This is a genomic window from Rathayibacter sp. AY1F8 (assembly GCF_002932165.1).
Lineage (GTDB): Bacteria > Actinomycetota > Actinomycetes > Actinomycetales > Microbacteriaceae > Rathayibacter.
Genome location: NZ_PSVB01000008.1, coordinates 50983 through 62955, shown reverse-complemented (window position 1 = coordinate 62955; position 11973 = coordinate 50983). Strand labels below are relative to the sequence as shown.

Below are 11973 nucleotides of genomic sequence, written 5' to 3'. Positions count from 1 at the left end.
GCGGCCGCTACTTCAGGCTCGCCGCGGCGTCGTCGAGGGCCGCCTGCGGCGTCTTCGAGCCGGTCAGCGACTCCTGGATCGCGGTCCAGAGCGCCTTCGAGGTGTCCGGGTAGGCGACGCCGAGGTCGCTGGTGCGTCCCTGCGCGACCGAGATGGCCTCGACCCACGGCTGGAGCGCGGGGTCCTCGGTCGCCTGCTCGGCGGCCGCGTCGGCGTACGGCATGATGTACGACTGGCCGGCCGCCCAGGCCTTCAGGCTGTCGGGCTGGATGACGCACTGCGCGAACTCCGTGGCGAGGGTCTGCTTCGCGGCGTCGGAGGCGACCACCTCGACGAACTCGCCGCCGAGCGGGCTCGGTGCCGCTCCCCCGTCCTTCGCCGGGATCGGCACGACGCCGTAGTCGATGCCCGCCTCGTCGAGGGCGGAGAGCTGCCAGGTGCCGTTGACCATCATCCCGAGCTTGCCCGCGAGGAACTGGTCGCGGACGTCCTGCTGGTTGGCGTTGACGTTCGCCTGCGAGGCCGAGCCGCTCTTCACCAGGTCGGTCCAGAGCGCGAGCGCCGAGACGGCGTCGTCGGAGGAGATGTCCTCGAGGGTCGCACCGGAGCCCCAGAAGAAGGGCAGGAACTGGAAGGTGCCCTCCTCGGTGCCGATCGCGGAGAAGCCGAGCCCGGTGACGTCGCCCGCGGTGAGGGCCTTCGCGGCGGTGGTCAGCTCGTCCCAGGTCGTCGGCGGAGTGACGCCGGCGGCCTCGAAGAGCGCCTTGTTGTAGAAGAGCGCGAGGGTGTTCGAGCCGATCGACGAGCCGTAGGTCTTCCCGTCCAGCTGGCCGGCGGCGAGCACGTTCGGGAGGACGTCGCTGGTGTCGAGCCCGGAGGCGGCGTTGTCGACGAGCAGGCCGGTGTCGGCGAACTTCGCGACGTTGGGGTTGTCGAGGACGACCAGGTTCGGCGTCGTCTTCGACGCGGCCGACTGCAGGAGCTTGGTGGTGAGGTCGGGGTCGGAGGTGCGCTCGAGGGTGATCCCGGTCGAGGCCTCGCAGCCGGCCAGGAGCTGGCCGTAGGGGGAGGACGCGTCGTACTGGGTGAAGCTGTCCCAGAGGGTGAGCGACTTCGACGAGTCGTCGCCCGCTCCCTGTGCGCTGCACGCGCTGAGGGCGACTCCGGCGATGAGGACGAGGGAGGCGGCGCCTGCGGCCCGTCGGATGCTGTTCTTCACGGTATTCCTCTCTGAATACGGTCGGAACGAGCGGAGCGCTCGCGCCGGGAAGACCCTCCGGGGGCGCCCGCTGGGGCGGTCCGTCCGGAAGTCGTGGCGAGCCTAACCGAGTCGGAGAACCGGTTCAATAGATTTCGGAGAACCGGTTCACCGATCGCCCGGGGAACGCTCCGGACGACCCGGCGACGTCAGCCGCGCGCCCGCCGCCACGAGGGGACGACGCCCCGGCTGGTGCCCGGCGAGAAGGGCGCGGTGGTGCCGAGATCAACGACGACCGCGGGCAGCAGCTCCGTCACTCCCGGAGTCGCGGTGCCGGCGAGCTCGTCGAGCACCAGGTCGACCGCCCGCGAGACCATCTCGTCGCCGGGCAGGTCCACCACGGTGACCGGCTGGTCGGCGTGCCGCATCACCGCCTCCGGGGCGATGGTCATGATCGAGCAGTCCTCCGGGACGCGCAGGCCCAGGCCGCTGAGGCGCTGCAGGAACGGCTCGAGCACGCCCGGCCCGTGCGTGACCACGGCGCTCAGGCCGGGGAGCTGCTCCTGCGCCTGCTCGAACCAGTCGTCGACGTCGTCGGTGCTGGGGATGACGGCGCCCCGCACGCCGCGCAGGCGGCACTGGTCGAGGAAGCCCTCGCGGAACCGCAGGGCGAAGGCGTAGCCGCTCTCGTAGGCGTCGGGGCCCATCCCGAGGACCGCGATCTCGACGTGCCCGAGGTCGGCGAGGTGGTCGACGGCGACCCGCGCCGCGCCGTCGAAGTCGAGGTCGATCGCGCTGAACGGGCTGCCCTCGCCCGGGTAGCCGACCAGCGCGGTCGGCAGGCCGATGCTCGCGAGGACCGGCAGCCGGGGGTCGTCCCGGCGGATGTCCATCACGACGAGCGCATCGGCGAGGACGTCGCGCGCGAGCTCCCCCTCGCCCGTGCCCATCATCAGCAGGTCGAAGCCGCGGGCGCGGGCCGCGTACATCGCCGCCCGCACGAAGCGCATGAAGACGTCGACATCGGTCTGCCGCGACTCCGGATCGACGGAGGCGAAGAAGCCGAGGATGTTCGTGCGCCGCAGCGCCAGGGCCCGCGCCATCGGGTCGGGCCGGTAGCCGAGCCGCTCCACGCTCGCGAGCACGCGCAGGCGGGTCGCCTCCGGGAGCTTCTTGTTGCCGGAGAGCACGTAGGACACCGTGCTGCGGGCCACCCCCGCATCGGCCGCGACGTCGCGAATGGTCACCATGGGCTCAGCGTAGTGAGGGCCCGGCGACGGGAGGGCCCGCCGGCGACCCCCTCGACCGGCGGGCAGCAGCGTGCACACCCGGGCGGTCCGGCCGTCCCGCCGTGGGTGGATAGCCGTCCGCCGCGAGCCGCGCGACGGCGCCGACGGACGCAGGCCGCGGACGAGCAGTCGGTCACGGTTGCGCGTGTATCGACGGGCACGTACGGTCGTCGGGTACCTCGTCGCGAGCCGCGACGTCGGTGCGGCCGCCACACCGGCCGATCCAGCGGCTCGCGGTCACGGGGGCTCCCCGCACGGAAGACGGACTCCTGCGCTCCAGCACCGGTACTGCGTCCACGACGCAGCAGCTGCGCTCGCACTGACGTCCCCCGTGCCCGCCCCTCAGGGGCGAGCCCCTGCTCCCTCGGAGCCCGGTGGTCGTCGTGCGCCGACACCGACCACTGGAGCACCGTGCCCTCCTCGTCCCGCACCACCCCGCCCGCCGTCGTCCTCCACGACTGCACGTTCGCCTGGCCCGACGGCTCCGTCGTCCTCGACCGCGTCACCGCTGCGTTCGGACGCGGGCGCACCGGTCTCGTCGGCGCGAACGGCGCCGGCAAGTCGACCCTCGTCCGCCTCGTCACCGGCGGCCTCTCCCCCACCGCCGGGAGCGTCTCGACGACGGGACCCGTCGACCTGCTGCCCCAGCGCCTCCGGCGAGGGCCCGACGACACCGTCGCCGATCTCCTCGGGATCCGGCATCGCCTGGACGCTCTGCACGCGATACTCCGCGGCGACGCGGATCCGCGGCACTTCGAGGTGCTCGCGGACGACTGGGACCTCGAGGCCCGAGCGCTCGCCGCACTCGGCGACGCCGGTCTCGACCTGGAGGAGGCGGACCTGCTGCGGCCGGTCGCGACCCTCTCCGGAGGGCAGGCCGTCCTCACGGCCGTGACCGGCGTCCGGCTGCGCGGCCGGCCGATCGCCGTGCTCGACGAGCCGACGAACGACCTCGACCGGCGCTCCCGAGGGCTTCTGCTCGACCTGGTCGACCGGTGGCGCGGGACGCTCGTGCTCGTCAGCCACGACCGGGAGCTGCTCGAGCACGTCGACGAGATCGCGGAGCTGCGCGACGGGGCGGTCCGCACCTCCGGCGGGACGTTCTCGGCGTTCGAGGAGCGGCTCGCCCTCGAGCAGGCGGCCGCGGAGCGCGATCTGCGCGACGCCGACCGGCTTCTCCGCGCCGAGCGGCGGCAGCGCATCGAGGCCGAGACGACCATCGCCCGCCGCGCGCGGGCGGGGGCGCGATCGGCGGAGTCGATGCCCGCGATCCTCGCGAACGCGCGGAGAGGACGAGCCGAGGCGACCGCGGGACGGCTGCGCTCCGGGCACGGGGCCGCGGAGGCGCGGGCGCGCGAGCAGGTCGACGCAGCGTCGCGAGCAGTCCGGGACGACGACCGGGTCCGCCTCGACCTGCCGGACCCCGGGGTCGCGGCCGGGCGCCGGCTGGCGGAGGTGACGGTGCGCGGCCGGACGACGGTGCTCCAGGGGCCGGAGCGGATCGCCGTGGTCGGCGCGAACGGGACGGGGAAGACGACCCTGCTCGAGCACCTCGTCGGGGCGCCGGGTGCGCGGGAGCATCCGCTCGCCGGCACCACGGCCCGAGCGCTGACGGAGCGGGTCGGCTGGCTCCCCCAGCGCCGCGAGGGACTCCTCGACGAGGAGGCCACCGTGCGGGAGCACGTCTCCCGGGCCGCGCCGGATCGTCCTGCGGTCGAGCTGCGGAACGCCCTCGCGCGGCTCCTGGTGCGCGGCGACGTGGTCGATCGGAGGATCGCGTCGCTCTCGGGCGGCGAGCGGTTCCGCGTCGCGCTCGCCGGGCTCGTGCTGGCGCAGCCGGCTCCGCAGCTGCTCGTGCTCGACGAGCCGACGAACGACCTCGATCTCGCCACGACCGACCACCTCGTCGACGTTCTCGCCGCCTGGCGGGGCGGCCTGGTCGTCGTCAGCCACGACGAGGCGTTCCTCGACCGGCTCGGACTCCACTCCCGAGTGGTGCTCGACGCGGAGTGACGGCTGGTCCCCCGGCCCCCGGCGGTTCCGGCCTCGACCGGGCCCCTGCCGCCGGGGAGACTGTCCGGGCCCCTCCCGCCCCCAGCGAACGGACCGACGTGCTCACCGGACTCAGCGCCTTCCCCCTCACACCGCTCCGCGACGACAGCATCGACGAGCGGTCGTTCGCCGCTCTCGTCGAGCGGCTCGCGCGGGCGGGAGTCGACTCGATCGGCGCCCTGGGCTCGACCGGCTCGGCTCCGTACCTGGACCGCGGCGAGCGCCGGCGCGCCGCCGAGATCGCCGTCCGCGGCGCCGGCCCGGTGCCGGTCGTGGTCGGGATCGGGGCGCTGCGCACCTCGCAGGTGCTGGCGCTCGCCGAGGACGCGCAGAGCGCCGGAGCGAGCGCGGTGCTCCTGGCGCCGCTCGGCTACCAGCCGCTGACGGACGAGGACGTGCTGGGGCTCTACGAAGACGTGACGGCTCAGCTCTCGGTGCCGCTCGTCGTGTACGACAACCCCGGGACGACGCGCTTCTCCTTCTCCGACGACCTCTACGGGGCCGTCGCCCGGCTGCCGCAGGTCGCCTCCCTCAAGATCCCCGGCGTGCCGGAGGGACCGGGCGCCGCGGCGGCGCGCGTCAGCGAGATCCGGGCGCGGGTGCCGGAGGGGGTCACCGTCGGGGTCTCGGGGGACGCCGCGGGTGCGCGCGGGCTGCTCGGCGGCTGCGACGCCTGGTACTCGGTGATCGGCGGCATCTTCCCGCGGACGGCGCTGTCGATCGCCCGGGCGGCGCAGTCGGGCGATGAGGCGGCCGCGATCGCGGGATCGGCACGCCTGCAGCCCGTCTGGGACCTCTTCGCGGAGCACGGCGGCAGCTACCGCGTGGTCGCAGCGATGGCGGAGCAGCTCGGTCTCGCCGAGGCGCGCTGCCTCCCGCGTCCGGTCCGCGGGCTCGGTGCACGGGCGCGGGCCCGGGTCGCGGAGGTCCTGGCGGAGCTGGGGCCTGTGCTGGAGTGATGCTCGGGCGGGTCGACGGGAGGACGGCTCGGACGGCGTGGTCGTTCCGGACAGCTGGAGGGGCGGGCCGGGGATGTCCCCGACCCGCCCCTCCGGCGGAGCACGCGACCTCAGCAGGCCTTGGACGCGCGGTAGGTGTTGCGTCCCGCCGCCACGAACAGCGCGTCGAGGACTCGGGCCTTGCCCGGTGGGACGGAGTAGCAGCTGCCGTCGAAGTCGGCGATGATGTCGGCCTTGCGCTCGACCGTGCTCGACCCGCAGTTGCGGAAGACGAGAGCGCGCTGGCGCAGGACGCCCTCGGGTCCGAGGGTGGCGCCGGTGGCCACCTCCTGGGCTCCGCACGCGTAGTTCCCGGCGCTCACGTACTGTCCGTTCGCGACCTCGGCCGCGGAGGCGGGCGTCGCGACAGCGACGACGCCGACGGAGGCGATGGCGCCCGTGAGGGCGAGGGTGGCAAGAGTTCGTCGAAGAGTCATGGTCGTTTCTCCTTCTGCTTCTCGGTCCCTTCACGCTGGCACCGGTCCGCCGACGAGCGCGAGGAACCTGGGAGCCTTCACACCGGGGGGCCAGACCGGTGCGGGGAAGTGCTCCCGAACGGGGCGAAAGGGTCGGAACCGGCGGGGCGGACGATCAGGAACGGGCCTCTCCTTCGCCTCCTGAGCGCCTCGATCCGCCGCCGATGCGGTCGCCGAGCCGCCGACCGTTCCGTCCGTGCGGCGTCGTCCCTCCGCCGTCCCGCGACTGGCGCGCATCGACGGGTCGTCCGGCCGGTCCTCCGGCTAGCGTTGCAGGCACACCCCCCGCCGACCCGGACCGCTCCGCCGACCTCGTCGGTTCGCGGTCCCTGCACGAGGAGCCCCCGTGTCCCCCGACGATTCAGCAGTACCCCCCTCTCGAACTCCCGGCCTCCGGCGGCGCGCCGTCATCGGCGGCGCCCTCACGGGTGCTCTCGCTCTGGGCGCGGCGACGCTCCCGGCCGCCTCCGCCTCCGCCTCCCCCGTGCCCGGCCTGCCCGGGGAGAGGACCCGCACGATCAACGTGAGGACGAAGAACCGCGGCGTGCTCTACGACGTCCTCACGGTCTCGATCGCGGGCGACCTCGCGCGGATCTTCGTGCCGCAGACGGTGAAGCCGCGGCAGGCCGCGGCGGTACCGGTGATCTGGTTCATCCACTCCGCGCAGGCCGACCACACCTCGCTGTCCAGCGTCTTCGCGTACCCGGCCGAGCTCGCCGTCGAGCGGGGCGCCATCGCGATCTGCCAGACGCTCGGCGGAACGATCTGGACCAACGACACCGCGCAGAAGCACCAGCGGAACGGCTACGCCTACCTCTCCGGCCAGTTCCCGATCGCCGCCAGCTACCTCTGGGCGATGTCGGCCGGCGGCGCGCTCGCCTGCGAGGACTACGGCGCGCGGGTCTTCCCCGGCATCAACGGCGTCTACCTGGTCAACGGCGTCTACGACCTCCGCGACACCCACGACCGCACGACGCGGGGCCGCTTCTCGATCGGCGGTGCCTTCGGCGGCAGCACCGCTCAGATCGACTCCCACAACCCGAAGCGGCTGCCCGCCTCCGCCTGGGCCGGCGCGAACATCCGCGCGGTGGTGTCCGACACGGCCCACCCGGACCCGAGCGTGCCGCCGGCACTGCACGGGCTCGCCCTCGTGAAGAAGGCGACGGCCACGGCCAGGGAGGCGACCGTCCGGACGCACGCGCTCGGCCACAACGCACCGTCGTGGGTGAACCAGGACGGCATCGACGCGATCTTCCGCTGGCACGCCGGGCTGGCCGCCGCGCCGGCGCCGTCGGCGACGCCGACCCCGACGAAGACCCCCGTCGTCCGCCCGTCCACCGCGGGCCGCTGGGACTTCGACCAGGCGGACGCCCCGTACGCGGGAGAGCCGGGGTCCCCGTTCCGACCCCGCTGAGCGGTCCGGACGCGACGGCGTCCCTCGGGATGCGCTGACCGTCACGGGCCCGCGGCGGGAGCGCTCGGCCGCAGTGAGACCGGGCCTACGTCCCCTCCGCGGAGCTCCGCGGCGCCCTCTTCCGGACAGGGCCGCTAGAGGACATTGTCAGCGGCGGGACGGCCGTGCCACGGTTCGAGGACGGCCGATGAGGGCCGTCCCGATCGAAGGCAGCACATGCGCTCCAGCACCGTCCCTCGTCCGCCCGCCGTCCAGGACGGCACGTCGCAGCCGCGGGATCCAGGAGCGGCGCGGCGGCTCCGGCGGGGTCTGCTCGGGTTGACCGCGGCCGTCGCGCTCCTCGTCGGCACCGCCGTTCCTCTCGCGGCGGTCGCCGCTCCGTCCGCCCCTGTCCTCGGGGTGGCGGCCTGGGGAAGCGGCACCGACGGGAAGACCACGGTCCCGGCCGGGGTCGAGGGCGTCCTCTCCCTCGCCGCGGGCCGGACCCACAGCCTCGCCGCGAAAGGCGACGGCGGGGTCGTCGCCTGGGGCCGCGGGTCGTACGGGCAGACCAGCGTCCCCGACGGTCTCACGGGGGTCGTCGCGGTCTCCGCCGGCGACTACAGCAGCCATGCGCTGAAGAGCGACGGGACCGTCGTCTCCTGGGGCTACGACGGCGACGGGCAGGTGTCGAGGAGTGCCGCGCTGACCGGGATCGTCGCGATCTCGTCCTCCCGCGACAACAGCCTCGCGCTCGGCAACGACGGCACCGTCACGTCGTGGGGCAGCAACGGGCTGGGCGAGGGCCTGGTCCCGGCCGGCCTCGGAGGCGTCACGGCCATCGCCGCGGGCCGGCGCCACAGCCTCGCCGTGTCCGGCGGGAGGGTGGTCGCCTGGGGCTGGGACCTCTACGAGCAGACCGACGTCCCCGCGGGGCTCGAGGGCGTGGTGGCCGTCGCGGCGGGAGAGACCCACAGCCTCGCGCTGAAGGAGGACGGCACCGTCGTCGCCTGGGGCGCGAGCTCCGACTCGGTCGTCGTCGACTACGGCCAGACCACGGTGCCGGAAGGCCTGTCCGGGGTCGTGGCGATCGCCGCCGCGTCCGACTACAGCCTCGCGCTGAAGGGCGACGGCACGATCGTCGGCTGGGGCCGGAGCTCGGCCGGGCAGCTGCAGTCACCCGCCGGCCTCGCCGGCACGACGGCTCTCGCAGCCGGACCCGATCACGTGCTCGCCCGGGGCCCGCGTCCGGTCCTGACGGCGGATGCTCCTCCCGCGTCCGGGCCGCTCGGAGCGGCCGCCTCGTACACCTTCGCGGCCGACCGCCCCGCCTCGTTCGCGATCGCCTCCGGCTCACTCCCCGACGGCCTGACCCTCAGCGCGTCCGGGCTCCTCTCCGGCACGCCGACGACCGCGGGCACGTCCACCTTCGCCGTCTCCGCGCGGAACCCCTTCGGCGCTACCGTCGGGGCCCCGCACACGTTCGCCGTGGCGGAGACGACGGTCGCGCCGACCCTGGCCGGCGACCCGCCCGCCGCGACGGTGGGCACCCCGTACGACTTCGACTACAGCGTGACGGGCACACCGGCGCCGACGGTCTCGCTCGTCTCCGGAACGCTCCCCGCCGGCCTGAGCCTCGATGATCGTGGCGGCCTGACCGGGACGCCGACCGCCGACGGACGCTCCACCTTCACCCTGCGGGCCTCGAACGCTGCGGGGAGCGCGGAGACCACCAGCACCGTCGTCGTCTCCCCCGCCGCCGCTGCACCGGCGATCTCCGGCACCCCCGGGCCGGGCGTCGTCGGCACCCCCTACGACTTCGGCTACACCGTCTCCGGCTTCCCCGCGCCGTCGGTGGCCGTCTCCTCAGGTGCGCTCCCGTCCGGCCTCACCCTGACTCCGGCCGGGCGCCTGACCGGGACTCCGTCCGCGCCGGGCACCTTCACGTTCACGCTGGCGGCCCGCGCCGGCACCGCCTCCGCGGAGACCACCAGCACCGTCACCGTCTCGTCGCCGACGGTCGCGCCGACCCTCTCCGGGACGGTCGCGGCCGGCGTCGTCGGCTCGGCCTACGACTTCCGCTACGCGGTGAGCGGCACGCCCGCTCCGTCGGTCTCCCTGGTCTCCGGCGCACTGCCCGCCGGACTCACCCTCGACGCGGCCGGGCGCCTCTCCGGGACGCCGACCACGGCCGGGACCACCACCTTCAGCATCCAGGCCGCGAACTCGGCGGGCACGGCTCGGGCGACGAGCACGCTGACGGTCTCGCCGAAGCAGGTCGCGACGAAGGCCGATCTTCGCGTCGACCTCTCGGGGCCGGCCTCGGCGGTGAAGGGGAGGACGCTCACCTACACCCTCATCACGACGAACGCCGGTCCGGCCGCCTCGGCGTCGGTCGTCTCGCAGGTCGTCCTGCCCGCGAGCGTGCAGTTCGTCTCTGCGACCGGCTCGTACACCAGGGTCGGGAACGTCGTGGTGTTCCAGCGGGCCGGCCTGGCGGACGGGCGGACCGTGTCGGAGAAGATCACGGTGAGGGCGGCCGTCTCGGGCACGGCGACCGCGCTGGCGGCGGCGTTCTCGACGAAGACGCCCGACCCGTCCATCCGCAGCAACGCGGACACGGCGAGCACGACGATCCGCTGACCGCGGGAGCGTGACGGCGGGCGGTCCCTCGAGGGCCGCCCGCCGTTCTCGGTGCGGGAGCGTCGAGGTCCGCCGCGTCCGCGCCTCGTCTTCGACCGCTAGCCGGCCCGAGGACGGTAGAAGCGCACGACCGGGAGGGCAGCCGTCGGAGCCTCGCGCACGACGATCTCGAGGCGCTGGACCAGGGCCGGGACGGTCGGCGTGGTCTCGAGCAGGCACTCGAGCTCTCCGTCGCGGCCCGGCAGGAGGAAGGCCGCCTGCGCCGCGGAGGCGCTCCAGAGCAGCCGCTCCACCAGCGGCCTCGCGGTCGGGTCCTCGGCAAGCCCGCCGATCTCCGCGATCGCCGTGGCGAGGCGGCGGGCGCGCACGTCGGCCGGCACATCGCTCAGCAGGTTGGGGCTGAACAGGGCGCCGCTGCCCGGCTCCCCCGCCCGGGTGAGGTCTCCCGCGACGATCGCGGCCTCGACGGCGGCGGCCGCGGCGAGCGTCGACGGGAGGAGGGTGATGGTCCGCGCCGGCGGAGCGGTGTCCTCGAGGGCGGCGCGGAGGAGTCCCGTCGCGGCGGCGGCGAGCTTCGCCCCGTTCGCGGTCGCGAAGACCACGGCCCCCAGGCCCGACTCCAGATGCCAGCGCATGTTCGACGACCAGCCCGGCAGGCCGCCGGAGTGGTGGGCGATCCCGCCGAAGCGGACGTCGTGCTCGACGACGAGGCCGAACCCGTACGCGGAGCCGTCGAGCGTGCTCTCGACGGCGCGAGGGCTCAGCGCGGGGACCGGCGTCCAGCCGCGCTGCATCTCGCGGCGGGAGGCGCGGCTCAGCACCGGGTCGTCGTCCGCGCCGTCCTCGCCCTCGAACGCGGAGGAGAGCCAGCCGCTCCAGCGGGCGATGTCGCCGACCGTGCTGAACATGCTCGCGGCGCAGGCGCCCGCTCCGGTGCCGGTGACGGGGCGGGGCACCCAGCTCGCTCCGTCGTCGAAGGTGCTGAAGCCGGCCGCGAGGTCGGTGCCGTCGGGGTAGTCGCCGCTGTCGTAGCGGGTGTCGTGGAGGCCGAGCGGCTCGAGGATCGTCCGCGTCGCGAAGGACGGGAAGTCCTCCCCGGTCACGTTCTCGACGAGCACGCCGAGCAGCCAGAAGCCGATGTTGGAGTACTGGTAGACCTCACCCGGCCGCTCCATGAAGGTCAGCCCGCGGCTGACGACCTCGAGGAACTCCTCCCGCGTCAGAGCCATGACGTCGTCGGCCCAGCCGTTGTCCTCCGGGAGCCCCGAGCAGTTGCTGAGGAGCATCCTGACCGTCACGGGCAGCGGCCGGCCCGCGGAGTCGAGCGGGTCGGTGAACTCCGGCACGTGGTCGGCGACGCGGTCGTCGAGGCGGAGCAGCCCGCGGTCGCGCAGGATCAGCACCGCCGCCGCCTCGAAGCTCTTCGACATGGAGGCGATGCGGTGCACGGTCCCGGGCCCGGGAGCGGCGCCGTCGAGGCGGTGCTCGCCGCGGCCGTGGTGGACGAGCAGCCCGGTGCGGTCGAACAGGGCCCAGCTCACCGAGGGGGCCGGCGGCGCCTCCCCGTCGAACCACCGGGCCAGCCGGTCCTGGAGCGGCGGGGAGAGGAGCGTCGGCGGAGGGAGCGTCATGCCCTCATCCTCCCGCACGCGGCACAGGCCGCCGCGGTCCTGCGGGTCACCGCGGGAGGACGCCGTCGGGGCTCAGCCAGTCCGGGCGGCTCCCCTCGACCGCGTCCAGGACGTCCTCCTGCGGGCCGGTCGCCGATCTCCGCGGCGACGGCCGCTCCGGCGGGCTGACGGGTCCCGGCGAGAGCCCGAGCGACCGCCGGCACCTGCGAGCCGGACGAGGAACTTCTCAGGTCCTCTTGCGTGTCGCAGGCGCGGAACCTAGTTTTGTCGAACCGGTTCGAAGCACTGTTGCT

Annotated in this window: 8 protein-coding genes; 4 read left to right on the top strand and 4 right to left on the bottom strand. The window is 74.5% G+C overall.

The genetic code is table 11. The features are described from left to right. Positions 1 to 7: 7 nt before the first annotated feature. A complete protein-coding gene (locus C5C35_RS08170) occupies positions 8 to 1219 on the bottom strand; it encodes an extracellular solute-binding protein (protein ID WP_104222048.1) in 1212 nt (403 codons plus the stop codon). 188 nt (positions 1220 to 1407) lie between these two features. Then, the gene (locus C5C35_RS08165; protein WP_104222050.1) at positions 1408 to 2448 is read right to left on the bottom strand and encodes a LacI family DNA-binding transcriptional regulator; all 1041 of its coding nucleotides are present in this window, start codon (positions 2446 to 2448) and stop codon (positions 1408 to 1410) included. A 450-nt stretch (positions 2449 to 2898) separates the two neighbouring features. Between C5C35_RS08165 and C5C35_RS08160 the strand changes: the two genes are divergently transcribed. Together C5C35_RS08160 and C5C35_RS08155 are read left to right on the top strand one after the other, a co-directional pair. Next, complete coding sequence (locus C5C35_RS08160) at positions 2899 to 4500, top strand: ABC-F family ATP-binding cassette domain-containing protein (RefSeq protein WP_104246832.1); 1602 nt, start codon at positions 2899 to 2901, stop codon at positions 4498 to 4500. Between the two features lie 98 nt (positions 4501 to 4598). After that, positions 4599 to 5498 carry a dihydrodipicolinate synthase family protein gene (locus tag C5C35_RS08155; protein WP_104222054.1) on the top strand — a complete coding sequence of 300 codons (900 nt, stop codon included), beginning with the start codon at positions 4599 to 4601 and terminating at the stop codon, positions 5496 to 5498. A 110-nt stretch (positions 5499 to 5608) separates the two neighbouring features. Here C5C35_RS08155 and C5C35_RS08150 read toward each other — a convergent pair whose 3' ends face one another. Then, a complete protein-coding gene (locus C5C35_RS08150; protein WP_104262918.1) occupies positions 5609 to 5974 on the bottom strand; it encodes a hypothetical protein in 366 nt (121 codons plus the stop codon). A gap of 385 nt (positions 5975 to 6359) precedes the next feature. On the opposite strand from C5C35_RS08150, the gene C5C35_RS08145 reads away from it, so the two are divergent. After that, positions 6360 to 7427 (top strand): hypothetical protein, encoded by a 1068-nt coding sequence (locus C5C35_RS08145; RefSeq protein WP_104246834.1) that lies wholly within the window; start codon positions 6360 to 6362, stop codon positions 7425 to 7427. 216 nt (positions 7428 to 7643) lie between these two features. After that, the gene (locus tag C5C35_RS08140; protein WP_104262917.1) at positions 7644 to 10049 is read left to right on the top strand and encodes a putative Ig domain-containing protein; all 2406 of its coding nucleotides are present in this window, start codon (positions 7644 to 7646) and stop codon (positions 10047 to 10049) included. Positions 10050 to 10147: 98 nt separating this feature from the next. On the opposite strand, the gene C5C35_RS08135 is transcribed toward C5C35_RS08140, so the two are convergent. After that, entirely contained in the window at positions 10148 to 11680 is a 1533-nt protein-coding gene (locus tag C5C35_RS08135; RefSeq protein WP_104262916.1) for a serine hydrolase, read from the bottom strand. Positions 11681 to 11973: the final 293 nt, after the last annotated feature.